Source organism: Streptomyces diastatochromogenes, assembly GCF_002242805.1.
Taxonomy (GTDB): domain Bacteria; phylum Actinomycetota; class Actinomycetes; order Streptomycetales; family Streptomycetaceae; genus Streptomyces; species Streptomyces diastatochromogenes.
The window spans coordinates 379,340-399,799 of the sequence record NZ_MCGQ01000016.1 but is presented as its reverse complement, the minus strand read 5'-3'; the positions used below and the strand labels follow the sequence as shown (position 1 = coordinate 399,799).

General features: G+C 69.2%; 13 protein-coding genes and 1 pseudogene. 7 read left to right on the top strand and 7 right to left on the bottom strand.

The features are described from left to right. Positions 1 to 71 precede the first annotated feature (71 nt). Positions 72 to 1,634, top strand: a complete 1,563-nt coding sequence (locus BEK98_RS21275; RefSeq protein ID WP_094218182.1) for a DUF1996 domain-containing protein — start codon at positions 72 to 74, stop codon at positions 1,632 to 1,634. A 79-nt stretch (positions 1,635 to 1,713) separates the two neighbouring features. Here the strand turns inward: BEK98_RS21275 and BEK98_RS21270 are convergent, their stop codons facing one another. After that, a complete protein-coding gene (locus tag BEK98_RS21270; protein ID WP_208643179.1) occupies positions 1,714 to 2,118 on the bottom strand; it encodes a hypothetical protein in 405 nt (134 codons plus the stop codon). Between the two features lie 131 nt (positions 2,119 to 2,249). Here BEK98_RS21270 and BEK98_RS21265 point away from each other — a divergent pair. From BEK98_RS21265 to BEK98_RS21245, 5 genes and pseudogenes are all read left to right on the top strand, one after another. Next, a pseudogene (locus BEK98_RS21265) lies at positions 2,250 to 2,396 on the top strand (tetratricopeptide repeat protein); the annotation flags it as partial. Positions 2,397 to 2,445: 49 nt separating this feature from the next. Beyond that, positions 2,446 to 4,368 carry a SigE family RNA polymerase sigma factor gene (locus tag BEK98_RS21260; protein WP_094218272.1) on the top strand — a complete coding sequence of 641 codons (1,923 nt, stop codon included), beginning with the start codon at positions 2,446 to 2,448 and terminating at the stop codon, positions 4,366 to 4,368. 69 nt (positions 4,369 to 4,437) lie between these two features. Continuing rightward, positions 4,438 to 5,334 (top strand): metal-dependent hydrolase, encoded by an 897-nt coding sequence (locus tag BEK98_RS21255; RefSeq protein WP_094218180.1) that lies wholly within the window; start codon positions 4,438 to 4,440, stop codon positions 5,332 to 5,334. Beyond that, positions 5,334 to 6,356 carry a PDR/VanB family oxidoreductase gene (locus tag BEK98_RS21250; RefSeq protein ID WP_094218179.1) on the top strand — a complete coding sequence of 341 codons (1,023 nt, stop codon included), beginning with the start codon at positions 5,334 to 5,336 and terminating at the stop codon, positions 6,354 to 6,356. Before BEK98_RS21255 ends, BEK98_RS21250 begins: the two co-directional genes overlap by 1 nt. Before the next feature lie 36 nt (positions 6,357 to 6,392). Beyond that, positions 6,393 to 7,082, top strand: a complete 690-nt coding sequence (locus BEK98_RS21245; RefSeq protein ID WP_094218178.1) for a TetR/AcrR family transcriptional regulator — start codon at positions 6,393 to 6,395, stop codon at positions 7,080 to 7,082. A gap of 13 nt (positions 7,083 to 7,095) precedes the next feature. Here the strand turns inward: BEK98_RS21245 and BEK98_RS21240 are convergent, their stop codons facing one another. Both BEK98_RS21240 and pulA read right to left on the bottom strand, forming a co-directional pair. Further along, positions 7,096 to 7,458, bottom strand: a complete 363-nt coding sequence (locus BEK98_RS21240; RefSeq protein ID WP_094218177.1) for a 5-carboxymethyl-2-hydroxymuconate Delta-isomerase — start codon at positions 7,456 to 7,458, stop codon at positions 7,096 to 7,098. Between the two features lie 33 nt (positions 7,459 to 7,491). Then, positions 7,492 to 12,897, bottom strand: coding sequence for a pullulanase-type alpha-1,6-glucosidase (pulA, locus tag BEK98_RS21235; protein WP_094218176.1), 5,406 nt, complete (start codon positions 12,895 to 12,897; stop codon positions 7,492 to 7,494). 201 nt (positions 12,898 to 13,098) lie between these two features. Here pulA and BEK98_RS21230 point away from each other — a divergent pair, with 201 nt between their 5' ends. Continuing rightward, positions 13,099 to 15,168 carry a carbohydrate-binding module family 20 domain-containing protein gene (locus tag BEK98_RS21230; protein WP_094218175.1) on the top strand — a complete coding sequence of 690 codons (2,070 nt, stop codon included), beginning with the start codon at positions 13,099 to 13,101 and terminating at the stop codon, positions 15,166 to 15,168. A gap of 10 nt (positions 15,169 to 15,178) precedes the next feature. Here BEK98_RS21230 and BEK98_RS21225 read toward each other — a convergent pair whose 3' ends face one another. The 4 genes from BEK98_RS21225 to BEK98_RS21210 form a co-directional block, all read right to left on the bottom strand. Beyond that, the gene (locus BEK98_RS21225) at positions 15,179 to 16,558 is read right to left on the bottom strand and encodes an alpha-amylase (protein ID WP_094218174.1); all 1,380 of its coding nucleotides are present in this window, start codon (positions 16,556 to 16,558) and stop codon (positions 15,179 to 15,181) included. A 134-nt stretch (positions 16,559 to 16,692) separates the two neighbouring features. Next, positions 16,693 to 18,360 (bottom strand): glycoside hydrolase family 13 protein, encoded by a 1,668-nt coding sequence (locus tag BEK98_RS21220; protein ID WP_094218173.1) that lies wholly within the window; start codon positions 18,358 to 18,360, stop codon positions 16,693 to 16,695. A 156-nt stretch (positions 18,361 to 18,516) separates the two neighbouring features. Next, on the bottom strand, positions 18,517 to 19,419 hold the full coding sequence (locus tag BEK98_RS21215) for a sugar ABC transporter permease (protein ID WP_094218172.1): 903 nt from the start codon (positions 19,417 to 19,419) through the stop codon (positions 18,517 to 18,519). A 19-nt stretch (positions 19,420 to 19,438) separates the two neighbouring features. Then, complete coding sequence (locus BEK98_RS21210; protein WP_094218171.1) at positions 19,439 to 20,443, bottom strand: carbohydrate ABC transporter permease; 1,005 nt, start codon at positions 20,441 to 20,443, stop codon at positions 19,439 to 19,441. Positions 20,444 to 20,460 lie beyond the last annotated feature (17 nt).

Here is a 20,460-nt window from a genome sequence, read left to right as displayed (position 1 = left end):
GTATGGATGGACGCCGCTTCACTCCTGTCGGGCGCCTCGATGCTGCCCCGCAAGGAAGTCAGAGGAGTTCCATGGGACGCAACACACGAAAACGCCGTACGCCGCTGGCCACCAAGGCCATAGCCGCATCGGCGGCCCTAGCGCTCGGTGGGGGCGGGCTGATCTGGGCGAACTTCTACGCCTCGGCGCACGAGTCGAACAACCAGTCGTGGGGAGGCAACCAGACCAAGGCCGCGACGGCTTCGGTCGCGACGATCTCCTGCCCGGACGTCGGCCAGAAGCTGACGAACGTGCCGAACCAGGCCCGCCAGGGCGTGGCGACGGAGCTGGCGAACCTCGACAAGCAGATCACCGAGGCCTACTCCCGGCTCGCCTCCACCCGGCAGGCGCAGACGAACGATCCGAGCTTCGTGCAGAACGCGATCGTCGGCCCCCTCAAGGAGAAGCGGGCCGCGACGATCGACCGGATCAGGATCGACATCCAGCGGGTCGGCGGTTCCTTCGACAACTCGCTCAAGCAGCTCGCCGCGTGTACGACGCAGACCGCCAACCAGACCAACGCCGGTGGTCAGCAGCAGAACGGTGGGCAGCAGCAGAACACCGGTGGTCAGCAGCAGAACGGTGGGCAGCAGCAGAACACCGGTGGTCAGCAGCAGAACGGCGGCCAGCAGCAGGGCAACGCCGGTCAGCAGCAGAACATCGGCGGGCAGGCCGGCAACGGCCCGGTCGCGGCCGACTTCGTGGACATCACGAAGGTCGCGGCGAACGTCCTGGCGAAGCCGCAGAAGTCCGGCAACGCCTCGACGGGCACGTTCACCACGCGCTGCGGTGTGAACGCGAACAAGAACCACAACACCGACAACGTGATCGTGGCGCCCGGCGTGACCAACGGTGCGCACCACCTGCACGACTACGTCGGCAACCAGAAGGTCAACGCGTTCTCCAGCAACCAGACGTTCCTGCAGGGCGGCACCAGCTGCCAGAACAAGAGCGACCTGTCGTCGTACTACTGGCCGGTGGTCCGGATCCAGGACGGCTCGCAGGACTTCGACCAGAACGCGGACGGCGGTGGCAAGGAAGGCAACGTCGGCAAGATCCTGACGCCGGTGTCGGCGCAGATCAAGTACGTCGGCAGCCCGGCCAGCAAGGTCGTCGCGATGCCGCAGTTCCTGCGCATCATCACCGGTGACGCCAAGACCACGACCAACGGTCTGGCGAACGCCAACGCGCACTGGAGCTGCACCGGCTTCGAGAACAAGGTGCAGCTGACGACGCAGTACCCGATCTGCCCGCAGGGCAGCAAGGTGGTGCGTACGTTCGCCTTCCAGAGCTGCTGGGACGGGCAGAACATCGACAGCGCCAACCACCGTACGCACGTGGCCTTCGCCGATCCGGCGAGCGGTGTCTGCGGGAACGGCTTCAAGGCGATCCCGCAGCTGACGATGCGCCTGACGTACAACATCACCCCGCCGACCATCGTGAACGGCCAGGTGAAGAACGCCTACGCGGTGGACGGCTTCCCGGAGCAGCTCCACAAGCCGGCCACCGACCACGACGACTTCATCAGCGTCACGACCGGCGGCCTGGCGAACAAGATCGCGAACTGCATCAACACCGGCCAGCGGTGCGCGTAGTGAACACCCCCTAGGAAAGCGGGCGGTGGGAATCTCCCACCGCCCGCTTTTCTTGTGCCCCGATGTGGAGCCGAACAGATCAGCCGCTGTGGGCGCCGCTGTGGGCCTTGTGGTTGGTGCCGATCTCGACGTCGCCGCCGAGCGTGCCGCGCAGCGCCTTGACGACCCCGTCGTCGCCGACGGCGACCCACTTGCGGCCGACGAGGTAGTAACCGCCGTAGTCCTTCGCGTCGTTGATCCACTCGCGCTGGCCGCGGTCGGTGGCGAAGGTGGCGAGGATGAACCGCCCGTCGGTGTTCTTGCAGATGGCCTGGCGGAGCTCGTCGGCGTCGGTCTGCATGTTCGGCTTGCACTTCACCTCTGCGGCCAGGCTCTCCAGGCTGCCCGTGGCGGTGGGCGGCACCGCCTTCGAGTCACCGCTCGAACCACAGCCCGCCAGGGCCAGCGCCGCTGCGGCGCCGATCATCACTCGCGTCAACCTCATCCGTTCCTCCGGTCCTGGTGGGCCAAGCATGCCCCAGCCCTCTCGGATACGGCTGCGGGGGGCGGTGCGCTCAAATCCGATGCCATGGCAGGCACAGGACCGCTGTACCGGGAGGCGCTGGCGCGGGGCCTCAAGCCTGTCTCGCCCTGTGCCTGTCCAGTCTGGGCCGTGACCGCGAGGGTCTCTCCCTCGTGCTCGGCGCCCTGGCCCCGCATCTGCCGCGCTACCAGCGGTCGATGGCCGACTACGCCCGCCTGCTGGTCGAACCGGAGGAGTGAGTCACCCGCTTGGCGGTGACCAACCAACGGTTCGCTCGTTTTGCTGGACGTGCAGTCACAGGATGTAGCCCAGCGTCACGCACCCTCCTCCGCCGGGGCCGCCGGACCGGTCGTCGACGTCGAACAGGCCGAGGCCGCGCTCGTCGAGCACTACCCCCGGCTGGTCCGGCTCGCCTACCTGGTACTGCCGCCGAGTCTCGGCCGCAGCCGGCGGGTGCTGACGGCCCACGCCCTCGTGCAGCGCGCCCTGCCCCGGGGCCGCAAGCAGACGTCCGTGATCCCGGCCCAGTCCTCGGGCCGGGAGGGCGACCCCGGGTACGCCTACCTCCGCCTCCAGGTCCTGCGTACGGCGCTGGAGGCGACCCGCGCCCGCAAGGGCCGGCCCAGGCTCACCCCGCTGCCGCCGCTGCTCCCCCAGGTGTGGGGCCTGCGCCTGTTCCCGCGCTCCGGCGGCGCCGACGAGCTGGCCCTGGACCAGCGGCTGTCCGCCCTGTCCGGACCGGCCCGCGCCGTGTATGTGCTGCGCGGCCTGGAGAAGCTGCCCGACGCGGACATCCGCAGGATCCTCACCTCCGCCGGGATCGAGCACCCCGAGTCCGCGCTGGCGGAGGCCAACGGGGTGCCCGCGCAGGACGCGCTGCTCACCTCCCCGGAGTTCGACCCCTGCTCCCTGCAGGCCCGGCCCACCGACCTGATGCGCCGCCGTCAGCACACCAAGGCCGCGCTCGCCGCCGCTGCCGCGCTCGCGGTGTGCGGGGCGCTGGTGGCCCTGCCGGGCGGCGGCTGGGGCCCCGACGGCGCCGCCGCACCCGTCTACGCGGAGAACCCGGCGGCCCAGGCGGCCCTGGACCCGGGCAAACTGACCCGCATCGCCCCGACGGCATGGGAGTCGGCGGCCCGCACCGACTTCTCCGTGTGGCCCGCCCGCGGCCCGCTCACCGGTGACAAGGCCCTGCTGCGCCGCGCCCTGGCCGTCTGGGCCCGCCCCGGAGAGACGGTCCGCGTCTCGGCCACCCCCGGCACCCAGACCGGCGCCCCGCCCGGCCCGCCCCAGCTGCTGTACGCGGGCGAGGTGGACAACGCACGCGTGGCGATCTTCTACGACGGCCTGCGCATCACCCGCTATGCCGAGCCCAAGGACGGCACCGCGGGCGCCGCCCTCGACTTCGCCCGCGTCGACGGCGCGACCGGCGCCGAGGCGAGCGCGCTGGTGCTCGGCCGCGCCGACGGCAACGTCCGCTATCTGACCGCCCCTTGGGTGAGGAAGGCGGCCGAGCGGGACCTGATGAAGCCCGAGTCGGCCGCCGCGCCCCTCACCGTCACCGACGGCGTCACCGCACCGCTGGCCAGCCCCGCCCTGCAGCCCGGCACCTGCACCTCGTGGAACGTGCTCCAGCTGACCGACGGCTTCGGCACCCAACTCGCCACGGACCTGGGTGAGTTGATCCCGGCGCACCTCACCGCCGGGCGCCCGGGCGTCACCGGTGAGGCGTCCGGCGCGGAGGGGCTGCGCTCCTGGGCGCCGTTCGCCTGCTCGCTGCTCGCGGAGCGCTCCGCGGGGGTGCGCAGCGTCAACGCCTGGGCGTTCGCGGACCAGCCGCTGCCCGACGGGAGCGGGGCGGGCGAGTGGGTGTGCACCAGGGCCGAGACCTGGCGCGGTGACGGTACGGCCGCACTGGCCCAGTTCCGGACACCGGGCGGGCCGGTCGGCGCGATCGTGGCCAAGGGCACGGACGTACCGGCCTGCGGTCCGCGCGACCCGCACGTCCTGGCCGGGGTGCTGTGGAAGTCCCGCGCCGGGAACTGGTTCCTGCTGGCCGCGGGCAGCCGGGACACCGCGTCGATCCGGGCGACGGGCGGGGTCACCGCGTCCGGCCCGGGACCGCTGCTGGTGGCCCGGGCCGAGCAGGGGGCACAGGCACAGCTGAAGGGCACCCTGACGGACGGCAGCTCGATCAGCGGACTGCACTAGCTGACACTCGCGTCAACAAGGTGCTGCACGGGGGTTCTCAGACGAGCTACCCGTCAGTACATTGACGCCATGTCTAACACGCAGGCCCGGCCGGTGGAGTCCGAGCGCATACCGCTCAAGGCCCGCAACGTGTCCTTCTCCTGGGAGGACACGCCGCTGCACTGGGTGCCCGGCGACCCGTTCACCACGCACACCATCAACGTGCTGCACCTGCTGCTGCCCGCCGGCGAGCGGTGGTTCGTGCACGTGTACAAGCAGGTGCTGCCGCTCATCCGGGACGACCGGCTCCGCGAGGACGTCATCGGCTTCATCGGGCAGGAGGCGATGCACTCCCAGGCCCATGACGAGGTCCTGCCGCACCTGAGCGAGCTGGGGCTCGACCCGACGCCGTACACCGCGCAGGTCGACTGGTTCTTCGAGAAACTGCTCGGCGACCGCACGCTGCCGCCGGGCAGAGCGCGCCGCTGGTGGCTGCTGGAGCGGGTCGCGCTCATCGCGGCCATCGAGCACTACACCGCCTTCCTCGGCGACTGGGTGCTCAACGCCGCCGAGCTGGACCGGCGCGGCGCCGACCCGACCATGCTGGACCTGCTGCGCTGGCACGGCGCCGAGGAGGTCGAGCACCGCTCCGTCGCCTTCGACCTGTTCCTGCACATAGACGGCAGCTACCGGCGCCGGGTGCGCACCTGGGCGACGGCCTTCAGCGCACTGGTCTTCCTGTGGCAGCGCGGGGCCCGCTTCTTCATGGAGAACGACCCCACCCTCGTGGACGGCAAGGCCTCCTTCAAGGACTTCCACCAGAGCGGCCGGCGCGGCACCCTGCCCACCACCGGCGCCATGCTCAGGTCCATCCCGCGCTACCTCAGCCACTCCTACCACCCCTCCCAGGAGGGCTCGACCGCCCAGGCCGTCGCCTACCTGGCCTCCTCCCCCGCCGCGCTCGCGGCGGAGAAGACGGGGTCGTGATGCCGAAGCTGCGCACCGTCGCCCTCGTCGCGGGCGCCGCCCTGCTGACCCGGCGGGCGCTGCGCCGCCGCATCCAGGTCTCGCCGCTGTGGCCGCTGCCCGCCCTGGAGAAGCCGACCTCGGGCAGGCCTCGCTCACGGGCGCTGAAGCTGCTGGTGACCTCGCACGAGGCGGTGGCCGACGGAGTCGTACAACTCCGGCTCGAGGGAGCAGACTTGGCGCGCTGGGAGCCCGGCGCGCATCTCGACGTCGTCCTGCCGTCGGGGCTCGTACGGCAGTACTCGCTGTGCGGCGACCCGGAGGACACCTCGTCGTACACCGTCGCGATCCGGCTCGTCGAGGACGGACGGGGCGGCTCGCGTGAGGTGCACGAGCAGGTGACGGAGGGCACGGAGTTGGAGGTGCGGGGGCCGCGGAACCGATTCCCGCTGGTCGGGGCGGAGTCGTACGTCTTCGTCGCCGGTGGGATCGGGATCACCCCGCTGCTGCCGATGCTGCGGGCGCTTCCCGAAGGCACGGACTGGCGGCTGCTGTACGCCGGTCGGACGCGGGCGTCGCTGCCGTTCCTGGAGGAGGTCGAGAAGCTGGGCCGGGACCGGGTGACCGTGGTGGAGGGGCGGCCGGATCTCGACGCACTGCAGGTGCCGGAGGGAGCCGTCGTCTACTGCTGCGGGCCGGAAGGGCTCATGACAGCCGTCGAGGAGCGCTTCCCGCATGTCCGCGTCGAACGGTTCGCACCGCGCGTCTCCGCCGACGGCAACCACGAGTTCGCCATCGAATTGCGCCGCAGCGGGCGGACGTTGACGGTCCCCGCCGACTCCACGGTGCTGGCCGCCGTACGCCGTGAACTGCCCGACACCGCCTACTCCTGTGAGCAGGGCTTCTGCGGGACCTGTCAACAGCGGGTGCTGGAAGGGGAGATCGATCACCGGGACGAGCTGCTGACGGATGCGGAACGGCACGAGTCGATGTTGATCTGTGTATCACGGGCCCGGAGTGATCGCTTGGTGCTCGACATGTGAACACGGACGACCGAATCCGGTCGGTAAGGTGTTCGCATGAGTACCGGGGTTCGCCGCAGGATGGGCGTCGAGGAGCGGCGGCAGCAGCTGATCGGTGTCGCGCTCGACCTGTTCAGCCGCCGTTCGCCCGACGAGGTCTCCATCGACGAGATAGCGTCGGCGGCAGGCATCTCGCGCCCGCTGGTCTACCACTACTTCCCCGGCAAACTCAGCCTGTACGAAGCCGCGTTGAAGCGTGCCTCGGAGGATCTGGCGGGCCGCTTCGCCGAGCCGCACGAGGGTCCGCTCGGGGCCAGGCTGCTGCGGGTGATGCGCCGCTACTTCGACTTCGTGGACGAGCACGGGCCCGGCTTCTCGGCGCTGATGCGCGGCGGCCCGGCTGTCGGCTCCTCGACGACCAACGCGCTCATCGACTCCGTACGCCAGGCCGCCTACGAGCAGATCCTCACGCATCTGGGCGTCACCGAGGCACCCGCGCGCATGGAACTGGTCGTCCGCTCCTGGATCTCGCTCGCCGAGTCGACCGCGTTGATCTGGCTGGACGGCCGCCGTATCCCGCGCGCCGAGCTGGAACTGCAGCTCGTGCACGACTTCGCCGCGCTGGCGGCGGTGAGCGCCGCCTACGACGCGGACATGGCCGCCCTGCTGCGCACGATGGTCAAGGACGAGCCGGCCGACGGGCCCTTCGCAGAGCTGGTCGGCCGGCTGTTGTCCCTGGCGCCCTGAGGGCCGAGGGCCGCTACCGGTCGAACTTCCGGTACGACGGATCCAGGTCGCGGATCTCGGCGGAGGCGTGCAGGGCGAAGCGCTTGTCCGCCACATGCTTGCGGAGCAGCTCCAGCACGGTCTCCGTGAGCCTCGTCTTCGTCTCGTCGCTGCGGCCGGCGAGGAGCCCGATGGACACGTGCACGATGGCGTGCCCGTGCTCCGCCGGGTCCTCGTACCCGTACGCCGTGAGCGCGCTCGGCCGGAACTGCGTCTTGCAGGCCTCCGGCTTGGCCGCCGCGATCTCCACGGTCGCCTCGTGCAGCTCCCGCGCGAAACCCGCGCGGTCGAAGGCGGCCTCCATCGTGTTCGAGTAGTCGACGGTGATCTGCGGCATGAGCACTCCTGTTCTACGGCAACGGGCCCGACCCTACTTCGCCGCCCCGGTGAAGACCGCCACCGTCCGCGCGGGAACGGTGAACGTGCCCGAGTCGGCGGCGTAGGAGGAGGTCTTCACCACCGCGTCCGCGCCGGCCGCCTGCACCGGGTGCAGCCGGTAGGCCGTCCCGGCGAGGGCGCCGATCCGCTGCTCCTGCTGCTGCGGAGTGGCGTTGAAGACCACGACCAGGTCACCGAGGCGCATGGTGATCACGCCCGGCGTCTCGTCCTTGCCGGACAGCGGGAAGGACAGCCGGTCCTGCACCCGCGCGGCCGTACCGAGGGAGAAGGCCTGCTCCGTCGTACGGATCCGCAGCAGGTCCTGGTAGGCGGCCGAGGTGCCGGTGATCTGCGGGCAGCCCACCTTGACCGTGCCGAGCAGCGGCTTGGCGTAGTCCCACTTGGACTGGTTGTCGGCCGCCATGGGCAGCCCTCGGCCGAAGCCGTTGCCGTCGGCGCAGTTCCAGTGGATGGCGTTGAACCAGTCGCCGCTGTCGAAGGAGTTGCGGTCCAGCGACTTCGAGCGCAGCAGGTCGGTGCCCGCCTGGGAGAGGGCCGGCCCCTGCGAGAGGGCGGCCGTGGCCATCGCCAGGACCTGCATCCGGGCCCGGTCGGACGCGGACGTGCCCTTCGGGAGCTTGTAGGTGAGGGCGTCGAACAGCGACTCGTTGTCGTGCGCGTCCACGTAGGCGAGGGCGTCGCCGGGTGCGGCCGCGTATCCGGCGGGCGAGCCGTTGTAGTCGACCTCGGAGCCCTTGACCTCCTTGCCGTCGGTGTCGGTGAAGTGGTACTTGGCGAGGTTGCCGGTCAGGCCGATCTTGATCAGGTCCTGGTAGTGCAGGAGCCGGGCCTTCTGTTCGGCCGAAGTACCGTTCGCCGCCGATCCGTTGGGGTCGGTGTAGAGCCCGGACGCGAAGCCCTGGATGCCGGGGTCCGCGTCGAAGGGGCTGCCGCCGCGCACGGCGTCACGGGCGCGGTCGGAGAAGGTGGCGATCCCGGTGCCGGCCATGTTCTGCTGCGTGGCCTGCACGAACCGGGCGTCGTTCGCGACCTCCCCGAAGTTCCAGCCCTCGCCGTACAGGATGATCTTCTTGCCGTCGACGCCGTCCTTCTCCAGGGTCAGCGCGTCGAGGGCCTTGCGGACCGCGAGGATGTTGGCCTTCGGGTGGTGGCCCATCAGGTCGAAGCGGAACCCGTCGACCTTGTACTCCTTGGCCCAGGTGACGATCGAGTCCACCACCAGCTTGCCCATCATCGCGTTCTCGGGCGCGGTGTTGGCGCAGCAGGTGCTGTTGGCCACCGAGCCGTCGGCGAGGAGCCGCTGGTAGTAGCCGGGCACGACCTTGTCCAAGACGGAGGTGTCCGCCTGGCCGCTGGCGGCGGTGTGGTTGTAGACGACGTCCATGACGACCCGGAGGCCGTCCCCGTTCAGCGACTGCACCATCTTGCGGAACTGGACCGTACGGGCGGTGCCGTCCGGGTCGGTGGCGTACGAGCCCTCGGGGACCGTGTAGTGGTACGGGTCGTAGCCCCAGTTGTAGGCGTCCTTCGCGGCGATCTTCGCCACGCACTCCTGCTGCTTGTCGGAGTCGGAGGCGTAGGAGGCCAGGTCGCAGTCGGTGCTCGCCTGGTCGGCCTTCTTCTCCGGGATGGTGGCGATGTCGAAGGCGGGCAGCAGGTGCACGTACGAGGTGCCCGACTTCGCGAGCTGCCGCAGGTGCTTCGAGCCGTCGCTGTTCTTGTCCGTGAAGGCCAGGTAGGTGCCCTGGTCCTTGGCCGGGACGGTCGTGTCGGCGACCGAGAAGTCCCGGATGTGCAGCTCCTGGATCTGCGCGTCCTTCAGCGGTACGGCCTTGGGCTTGTGCAGACCCGACCAGCCGCTCGGGGCGAGGGACCTGTCGTTCAGGTCCACGACCAGGCTGCGCTCGGAGTTCGCGGTCAGCGCGACCGAGTACGGGTCGGTGACCTTGTTGGTGACCACCTTGCGGACGCTGGGCGCCCAGACCTTCACGACGTACCGGTAGGGCTTGCCCTTCCAGGAGGCGGGGCCGGTGACGGACCAGATGCCGGTGGTGGCGTTGCGGTGCATCTTCACGGCCGTGCCGGCCAGGTCGAGGTGGACCGACTGGGCCGTCGGCGCCCACACGGAGAGGGTCGGCTTGCCGTCGTGGAAGACCGGGCCGAGGCTGCTCTTCGTCGCGCCGGAGTACAGGTCGTCCAGCGCGCCGGCGATCTGCACCCCGGTCGCGGCCAGCACGGCGCCGTTCGCCGCACGCTGCGAGGCCACCAGCTGCCCGCCGAGCGCCGAGCGCACCCGGTCCCGGTCACGCGGGTCGACGGACCAGGCGGTGTAGTCCTTCAGGTGCGGGAACTTCGCCTTCTGGGCGTCGGTGAGCGTCGTCTTCTCCAGCCGCAGCCAGCGCTCGTCGTCGCTGGTCAGCGTCCCGTCCTTGACGGCGATGGAGCCGTCGTGGGAGTACAGCAGCTGGGTGGAGACGGCACCGTCGGAGCCGTTCCAGGCGACCGTGTTCCGGTCGATCCAGATCGCCTTGGACGTGGTCAGGTCGAGGGCGGCCGCGCTGCCCGCGGGCTGCGGCAGCAGGTACTTCTCCTGGCCGTTCAACAGCCACACCTCGTAGCCGTTGGACTTGAGGTCGAGTGACTGGTCGGCGGGGAGATCCTTGTCGTCGCCCTGGTGGATGATGTAGCTGAGGCTGGTGGCACCCTCGGTGAGCGGTACCTCGAAGACCGCGCCATAGGCATCAGTCTTCACCGGCTTCAGCGGGTTCGACCAGTCGGTGGGGTTCGCGGCACCCGTCCAGACGTGCAGGCCCCAGCCGTCGTAGTTCCCGTCGGCGCGGTGGTAGTGGATGACCGCCTTGGTCTTGTCCTGGGCGGGATAGTCGGGCTTCTGGGTCAGGACGTCGGCCTTGCCCTGCTCGATCCAGACCTCACCCGTCCTGGTGACGTCGATGGACCGGTCGGCGGAGACGTCCTTGTTGCCGTCCTTGTCGATGACCAGGAAGCCGACGTTCGAGGCGCCCGGCTTCAGCTTGACGTAGGCGAAGGCGCCGTACGCGTCGCGGCCGACGAAGGGGTGGCTGTTCGGCCAGCTGGTCGCCTCGCCGTCGGCCAGGTCGCCCCAGGCGTACAGACCCCAGTCGGCGTAGTCGCCGTCGGTGCGCTTGTAGTGGACGATCACGTAGTCCCGGGAGGAGGCCGTGGGGACCTCGGGCGCGGGCGGGGTGCCGGTGGTGCTGCTCGCCAGGGCGCTCGCGGTGTGCCCGGCCGAGTCGATCACGACGGCCTTGTAGCGCAGGGCGGTCCCGGCGGGTACGTCCTTGCCGAGGGCCTGGGTGACCTTGTAGGGGGCGTGGTCGGCGGAGCCGAGGGTCTTCCACGCGCCGTTGCCTACCTGGGCGGCGAAGACCACGCGGTTGAGCTGACCGCCGTCGACATCGGCGGTGACGTCCACAGTCCCGGTGGCTCCGGCGGCCGGGGCCTTGAGCGCGATCGTCGGCTCGGCGGCGGGCTCGGCGAGGGTGCCGGCGGCCTTGAGGACGACGGCGGAACCGGCCGGGACGGTGACGGTGAGCTTGCGGTCGGCGTCGGACTTGACCGCGGCGGAGGTCCCGTAGACGCCCTGGTACGACATGTCCGCCGAGCCGGTGGCGAAGGTCGCCGACTTCTCGCTGTCGGCGTTGTTGAAGGCGACCACGTACTCGGCGCCCGTCTTGGCGTCCGTGCGGGTGAAGGCGTAGACGCCGGCGCCGTCGGCCGCGTACCGCTCGGTCTGGACGCCGTCCGTCAGCGCCGGGTTGGTCTTCCGGAGCTTCGAGAGGGCGGCGATCTCCTGGTAGAGCGGCGCCTTGGTGTCGTACGCGTCGCTCGCGTGGGTGCGGTCGGTGCCGATCTCGTCGTCGTCCAGGTAGTCGGCGACCTTGGAGGCGAACATCGTCTGGCGGGCGTCCTTGTCGCCGCCGGACCCGGTGAAGCCCTGCTCGTCGCCGTAGTAGACGACCGGGTTGCCGCGGCTGAGGAACATCAGCTCGTTGGCGAGCTTGTCCTTCTTCAGGATCTCGGCGTCGCCGGCCTTCGGGTTGTCCTGCTTCAGGAAGTACCCGATGCGGCCCATGTCGTGGTTGCCGAGGAAGGTGACCTGCTCGTACGCGTTGGCCTTGTCGGTCGTGTACTTGTAGTCGTCACCGAAGACGCTCGCCAGCCGCTGCGCGCTGCCGCCCTGGGAGGCGTAGGAGCGGGCCGCGTCCTGGAAGGGGAAGTCGAGGGTGGCGTCCAGGCGGCCCTGGGTGACGTACGGGGACGTGATGGACGTGTCCGCCGAGTACACCTCGCCGAACATGAAGAAGTTCTTCCGCCCGTGCGCGGCCGCGTACTTGTCGAGCGCGGTGGCCCACTGGGTCCAGAACTCCATGTTCACGTGCTTGACGGTGTCGATCCGGAAGCCGTCGACGCCGAAGTCCCGCACCCAGCGCTCGTAGATCTTCTCCATGCCGCTGACGACCTCGGGACGCTCGGTCCACAGGTCGTCCAGGCCGGAGAAGTCGCCGTAGGTCGTGGACTCGCCGGCGTAGGTCGAGTCGCCCCGGTTGTGGTACATCGCCGGGTCGTTGAGCCAGGCCGGGACCTTGCTCCTGCTCGTGACCTTCGGGGTGCGCGGGAAGGAGTCGGCGTCCACGGCCGGGAACTTCCGCCTGCCGTCCGCGTAGTCGGAATCGTCGAAGGGCCGTCCATCCTTGGTCAGGTACGGGAAGGCGCCCTTGGACAGGTAGTCGTACGACTTCTCCTCGTAGTCCACGACGTCGGCGGTGTGGTTGGTGATGACGTCGAAGAAGACCTTCATGCCCTTGGCGTGCGCCTTGGAGATGAGGGTCTGGAGGTCCTTGTTCGTCCCGAAGTGCGGGTCGACCTGGGTGAAGTCGGTGATCCAGTAACCGTGGTAGCCGGCGGAGGCGTTGCTGCCGGTGCCCTGCACGGGACGGTTCTTGAAGATCGGCGCCATCCAGATGGAGGTGGTGCCGAGCCCCTTGATGTAGTCGAGCCGCTTGGTCAGGCCCTTGAGGTCGCCGCCCTGGTAGAAGCCCTTGTCGGTGGGGTCGTAGCCGGTGCTGAGGCGGGAGCCGGTCAGCCCGCCCCGGTCGTTGGACCTGTCCCCGTTGGCGAAACGGTCCGGCATGACGAAGTAGAACTGCTCGCGGGTGTCGTCGTGCCGGGCGGGCTGGGCCGCGAGCCTGGCGTCCGACGGCGGCGGTGGCGGGGCGTCCGCGTGGGCCGCGAGCGGCTGCACGAGGGCCAGGGCGAGCGCGGCGACGGTGACGGCCGCGACCCGTCTGGCATGGGCGGTACGGCGCGTCGGGGGCGCCGGCCATCTCGGTATCACAGGCGGGAACTCCTTGCGATTACGGCTCTTTTGGGTCCGACCCCGCGCGACCGTATCGCTGCCGAAAGGTTTACAGCAAGACCCTTGAAACTCATAGCAAGAAGTTTCAACGTCAACCTTGACGTGCCCTTCTCAACTGCCGCACGCTCACGGGTTGTTGAACCCTGTCACCTTCTCTCGAAGTTCGTTTCGGAGCCGCACATGATCAGACACCGACCCCAGGGTGTCCTCCGCCGCACCGCGACCGCCGCAGCCGCAGGCGCCCTCGCGCTGGCGGGAGCCATAGCCCTGCCGGCGACCCCCGCACAGGCGGACACCACCGCCAAGGGCGACGTCATCGCCAACCTGTGGGAGTGGAACTGGGACTCCGTCGCCACCGAGTGCACCAACGTCCTGGGCCCCGCCGGCTACGGCGCGGTGCAGGTCGCCCCGCCCGCCGAGTCCCTGAAGCAGTCCAGTTACTACTGGTGGGACGTCTACCAGCCGTACTCCTACAACCTGAACAGCCGCTTCGGTACGGCGGCGAAGTTCGCGTCGATGGTGAGCACCTGCCACCAGGCCGGCGTCAAGGTCTACACGGACGCGGTGATCAACCACACCGCCGCGCAGACCGGCACCGGCTACAACGGCACGACGATCACCAACAAGTACGACACCCCCGACTGGGACCGTGCCGACTACCACGACTCGACGTCGTGCCCCACCTCCGACCTGACAATCCAGGACTACTCGAACCTCACCCAGGTCCAGAACTGCGAACTCCTCGGCCTGCCCGACCTCAAGACCGGCTCGGACACGGTCCGCGCGGGCATCGCGAACTTCCTCAACAGCCAGCTCGCCCTCGGCGTCGACGGCTTCCGGGTGGACGCGGCCAAGCACATACCCGAGGCCGACCTGGCGGCGATCGAGTCCAAGCTGACGAACACCACGGCGGGCTCGGCGCCGTACGTCTTCCAGGAGATCTACCCGGGCTCCACCCCGCAGCCGTCGGACTACTACGCCTCCGGTGACGTCCTGGACTTCACCTACGCGAGCAAGCTGAAGTCGGCGTTCCAGGGCAACGTGAGCGACCTGGAGTCCCTGTCCTCCTCCGGCATCCTGCCCGCCGCCAACTCGGTGTCCTTCGTGACCAACCACGACACCGAGCGCAACGGCCTGCACATGTCCTACAAGGACGGCGACACCTACAAGCTGGCCAATCTCTTCCAGCTGGCCTACAAGTGGTCGACCCCCACGGTCTACGCCAGCTGGGAGTGGACCCAGAGCGACCAGGCCCCGCCCAACTCCTCGGGCTTCGTGACGAACACGGACTGCTCCAGCGGCTCCTGGTACTGCCTGGACCGCGACACGGCGGTCGTCGGCATGGTGTCCTGGCACAACGCGGTCGACACGGCGGCCGTCTCCAACTGGCAGACCAAGTCGTCGTCCGTGATCGGCTTCGGCCGCAGCGGCGCCGGCTTCTTCGCCGCGAACAACGGTACGAGCAGCGCCACCTACACCTTCGCCACGGGCATGGCGGACGGCACGTACGCCAACGTCATCGACGGCGGCGCGACGAAGGTCACCGTCTCGGGCGGCAGCGCGTCCCTCACCCTCCCCGCGAAGGGCGCGGTCGCCTTCTACAACGCGTCCTACACCTGCACGGTGGGCTGCGGCGACGCGGGCGGCGGCTCCGGCGACACGGTGAACGCGACGTTCAACGAGTACGCGTCGACGACGTCCGGCACCAACGTGTACGTCGTCGGCTCGATCTCGGCCCTGGGCGGCTGGGACACCTCGAAGGCGATCAAGCTGTCGTCGTCGGGCTACCCGATCTGGTCGGGCGAGGTGAGCGTGCCGGTCAACACGTCCTTCGAGTTCAAGTACATCAAGAAGGACAGCTCCGGCAACGTGACCTGGGAGTCGAACGCCAACAGGTCGGCGACCACCACGACCTCGGCGATCTCCCTGAACAACTCCTGGAACGTGGCGAACGCGAGCGCCACCGACGTCACCTTCAACGAGACCGCGACGACCGACCTGGGCACCAACGTGTACGTCGTCGGTTCGATCGCCTCCCTCGGCTCCTGGAACACGAGCGACGCGATCCCGCTGTCCTCGGCGTCCTACCCGACCTGGAGCAAGCTGGTCATCGTCCCCAGGAGCACGGCCTTCGAGTACAAGTACATCAAGAAGGACGGCTCCGGGAACGTGACCTGGGAGTCCGGGACGAACCGCTCGTACACGACGGGCAGTTCGTCCGGCTACACGACCAGCGACACCTGGAAGTAGTGCCCCGGGCTCAGCAGCTCGACTTGCCGGCGTAGATCGCGAGCGCCGTGTTCGAGCCCAAGGTGGCGGTGAACTGCCCCGCGGAGTTCACCGCCACCGTCGTGTTGTTCTGGACGTTGCAGTACGTGCCGGCCGGGAGGGACGTCTGGTAGGTGCGGGTCAGGCTGCTCGACTCGTGGTTGATCGCCACATACCCCTTGCTCCCCCGGCCGAAGGCGATCGCGTTGTTGCCGTTGTCCCACCAGTTGGAGACGGCCTGGCCGCGGGTCGCGTTGCGGAAGGCGACCATGCGGATGATCTCCGGCCAGGCGTGCTGGCACTTCCAGCCGTCCTGCCAGCAGGCGTTGACGGTGCCGCCGTTGGGCGGGCCCGCGTCGGCGTCGGACCATTCGTAGCCGGAGTTGATGTCCGGGGCGCCGTAGGGGTAGGCCAGCATGAAGACGTTGGCCAGGGTGTAGTTGGCGCCGTCCTTGTAGTTGAGGGTCGAGCCGTTGCGCTCGGTGTCGTGGTTGTCGACGAAGACGCCGGCCACCGAGCTGCTGAGGTAGCCCCAGCCCTCGCCGTAGTTGCTCAGGTACGCCAGCTTCTCGTTGGTGAAGACGCGCTTGAGGTCGTAGGCGTAGCGGAACTCCTGGACGTCTCCGTTGCCGGTGTACTCGGACGGCTGGACGGCCTCGTTCGCGCCGTAGATGACCTCCTGCTTCCAGTAGGCGGAGGGGTTGGTCAGGCGGCTCTTGATGTTGGCCAGGTCGTCCGCCGGGATGTGCTTCGCGGCATCGATCCGGAAGCCGTCGACCCCCAGCGTGAGCAGGTCGTTCATATAGCCGGCGATCGTCTTGCGGACGTACTCCTCGCCCGTGTCCAGGTCCGCGAGGCCCACCAGTTCGCAGTGCTGGACGTTCCAGCGGTCCTGGTAGTTGGTGACCTGGGAGGTGCAGTCGTCGAAGTCGTAGGAGGAGTAGAGGCCGGGGTAGTTGTACTTCGTGTACGACGAGCCGCCGGTGCCGGTGCCGGAGCCTGCCGACATGTGGTTGACGACGGTGTCGACGACGACCTTCACGCCGGCCGCGTGGCACGTGTTCACCATGTTCTGGAACGCGGTGCGGTCGCCGAGGCGGCCCGCGATCTTGTACGACACCGGCTGGTACGACGTCCACCACTGCGAGCCCTGTATGTGCTCGGCGGGCGGGGAGACCTGGACGTATCCGTAGCCCGCGGGGCCGAGGGTGTTGGTGCACTCGCTCGCGACCGAGGAGTACTTCCACTCGAAGAGGACCGCGGTGACGTCCTTGGTGCCGGGCGGGGAGGCGTACGCCGCGGTGCCGGGGGCGAGGAAGGCCGCCGCCGCGGTGAGGGCGAGGGCACCCGAAACGATTCTGCTGCTGGCCATGTGGGGGTTCCTTCTCCATTGAAGGGCCTTGCTGAAATCTTTCAGAAACCTTGCGGTGGCCAGATGTTAAAGGCCCGCCACCCAAAAGGGCAGCGGGCCGTAAGAAGTTGACGGAAGAAGTTATCGAGCGGTGATCACGCCGTCGTCCACCACACCGTCGTGTCGGCCGGCAGCTTCGCCTCGCCGTCGGCCTCGGTCACCTCACCGCTGGAGAGCAGCACACGGCCGTGGGACGGGGTCGTCACGGACTCGCCGGTGGTGTTCGCGACGCACACGAACTCGCCCCGGCGGAAGGCCAGGACGCCCTCCGGCGCGCGCAGCCACTCCACCGCGTCGCCCGCGCCCAGGTCGGGCTGCGACCGGCGCGCGCTCAGCGCCGAGCGGTACAGCTCCAGCGTCGAGCCGGGGACGCCCGTCTGCGCCTCGACGCTCAGCTCGGCCCACGTCGACGGCTGGGGCAGCCAGCTGCCGCCGCTGCCGAAGCCGTACGAGGAGCCCGCGCGGGTCCACGGGATCGGCACCCGGCAGCCGTCGCGGAAGCCGTCCTGGCCGGCGCCCCGGAAGTACGCCGGGTCCTGGCGCACCTCGTCCGGGAGGTCCACGACGTCCGGGAGGCCCAGTTCCTCGCCCTGGTAGACGTAGGCCGAGCCGGGGAGGGCGAGCATGAGGAGGGTGGCGGCGCGGGCCCGGCGCAGGCCCAGTTCGCGGTCGCCGGCCGTGCGGATCTGGGTGCCGAGGCCGGGCGGGTTGGCGAAGCGCGTCGCGTGCCGGGTGACGTCGTGGTTGGACAGGACCCAGGTGGCGGGAGCGCCGACCGGGCGCATCGCCTCCAGCGTCCGGTCGATGACCGTCCGCAGTTCCTTCGCGTCCCACTCCGTGCCCAGGTACTGGAAGTTGAATGCCTGGTGGAGTTCGTCCGGGCGGACGTAGTTCGCCGTGCGCTCGACGGTCGGGGTCCAGGCCTCGGCCACGAAGATCCGCTCGCCGGCGTACTCGTCGAGGATCGTGCGCCACTGGCGGTAGATGGCGTGCACGCCGTCCTGGTCGAAGAACGGCATGACATCGTTGCCCAGCAGCTTGAGCTGTTCGTGGGAGCCTAGGTCCGGGAGGCCGTCGGCCTTCACCAGTCCGTGGGCGACGTCGATGCGGAAGCCGTCGACGCCCATGTCCAGCCAGAAGCGCAGGATCGAGCGGAACTCGTCGCCGACCGCCGGGTGCTCCCAGTTGAAGTCGGGCTGCTCGGGGGCGAAGAGGTGGAGGTACCACTCGCCGTCCTCGACCCGGGTCCAGGCGGGGCCGCCGAAGATGGACTCCCAGTCGTTCGGCGGGAGTTCGCCGTTCTCGCCCTTGCCCGGGCGGAAGTGGTAGCGCTCGCGCAGGGGCGAGCCGGGGCCCTCGGCGAGGGCGCGCTTGAACCACTCGTGCTGGTCGGAGGAGTGGTTGGGGACCAGGTCGACGATGACGCGCAGGCTCAGCTCGTGGGCGTCGCGGATCAGTGCGTCGGCGTCGAGCAGGTTGCCGAACATGGGGTCGACGGCGCGGTAGTCGGCGACGTCGTAGCCGGCGTCGGCCTGCGGGGAGGCGTAGAAGGGGCTGAGCCACACGGCGTCCACGCCGAGGTCGCGCAGGTACGGGAGTCGGGAACGTACGCCTTCCAGGTCGCCCATGCCGTCGCCGTTGCTGTCGGCGAAGCTGCGCGGATAGACCTGGTAGATCACCGCGTCCCGCCACCAGTCGCGGTGCTGGGCGACGGTGGCGACGGTGGAGTCGTCTGCCGGGGCTGCAGAGTGCTGCTGGCTCATGGCGTCCTTGATGCGTAAGGGAGTTCTGGTCATGGGCGTGGGTACGGCGACAGGGGCCAGGGGTGTGTGCGAGGCGGCCGCAGTGTCAGCGGGGTCGGATGGACACCGCGGCCGCCTACCCGCGCGGACAGGCGCGCGGGAGCCTCGAAGCGGGCGTCAGCCCTTGGTGCCGCCGGCGGTGAGGCCGGTGACGAGGTTCTTCTGCACGAGGTAGAAGAACACGGACACGGGTATCGCGATCAGTACCGCGGTGGCGGCCATGTAGTTCCACTGCGCGTCGTGCTCGCTGACGAAGGTCTGCAGACCGACGGCGAAGGTGTACTTCGAGTCGTCGAGCATGAAGGTGGTCGCGAAGGCGACCTCGCCGACGGCGGTGATGAAGTTGTAGAAGGCGGCGACGGCCAGGCCCGGGCGGGCCAGCGGCAGGATCAGCCGGAAGAAGGTGCCGAAGGGGGTGAGCCCGTCCACGCGTCCGGCCTCGTCGATCTCGAAGGGGACGGTGTCGAAGTACCCCTTGAGCAGCCAGGCGCTGTACGGCACGGCGGTGGTGCAGTTGATGACGATCAGTGCCCAGTAGGTGTCGATGAGCCCGAGTTCGCTGAAGATCTCGTACATCGGCACGATCAGGATGGCGATCGGGAAGGCCTGGGTGAGCAGCAGCACCCACATCAGCGACTTGTAGCCGGGGAAGCGCATGCGGGAGACGGCGTAGCCGGTGGTCGCGGCGACGAAGACACCGATCAGGGTGGTGCCGAGGGCCACGATCATCGTCGACTTGAACCAGTCGAAGAAGGCGGTGTGCTGCAGCACGAAGCTGTAGTTGGAGAAGGTGAGCTTGCCCAGGATCTTGCCGGGGTGCAGGTAGTCGTCCTTGTCCGGGCCGAGGGACAGGAAGACCAGCCAGGCCACCGGGGCCAGCGCGATCAGGCTCGCGACGGCGAGGCCGCCGTGCAGGAGGGCGGCGCCGAGCGGGCCGCGCTCGCCGCGCCGCCGGGTCCGCCCGGGCGCGGGGGCGGAGGTCGCTCGGGCCTCTGTCTTCTCGAGGGTCGTGGTGCTCATGGCGGCGGCTCCTGCGGCGTCAGACGGCGAGCTGGTCATTGCGCTTCAGCCAGCGGAAGTAGAAGGAGGTGAAGACGGTCAGGATCGACAGCAGCAGCACGCCGTACGCGGCGGACTGGGCGAAGTCGCGGGGCTGCTGTCCGAAGCCCAGGAAGTAGGCCCAGGTGACGAGGATCTGGGCGTCGGGCGCGCCGGTGGGGCCGAACAGCAGGAAGATGATGGCGAACTGGTTGAACGTCCAGATGATGCCGAGCAGCACCACGGTGGAGCTGACCGAGCGCAGGCCGGGCAGGGTGACGTGCCGGAACTGCTGCCAGGCGCTGGCGCCGTCCATCTCCGCGGCCTCGTAGAGCGTGGAGTCGATGGACTGCAGGCCGCCGAGCAGCGAGAGCATCATGAACGGCACACCGCACCAGGTGTTGACCATGATCGCGGCGAACCGCTGCCAGAAGGTGTCCTCCAGCCACTGCGGCTCGGGCAGGTGGAGGGCGCCGAGGACCTGGTTGATCACCCCGGAGTCGGAGAGCATGATCCGCCAGGAGAAGACGGTGACGAACGTCGGCACGGCCCAGGGCACGACCAGCAGCAGCCGGTAGAGGGTGCGGCCGCGCAGCTTCTGGTTGAGCATGAGCGCGAGGCCGAGGCCGAAGGTGTAGTGCAGCGCCACGCAGGCGACCGTCCAGAAGACGGTCCACAGGAAGTGCGACCAGAACCGGTCGTACGACAACGGGCCGAACAGGATGTCCTTGTAGTTGTCGAACCCGATGAACTTGTACGTGGCCGCGATGTGGTTGACGCCGATCGTGCGCGCCGAGTTGAGGCTGTTGGCGTCGGTGAGGGTCAGGTAGACGCCCCGGACCAGGGGGTAGCCCACGATGACACCGAGCACGACGACCACGGGGGCGATCATCGCGTAGGCGTACCAGTGCTTCTGGTAGCCGTTCTTGATGCGCTGCCCCAGCCCGGGCCGAGGCGCGCGGTCACCGCGGCGCTTGCCGGTCGCGCGGTCGATGGCGACTGTCATGGTTCGACACCTTCTGA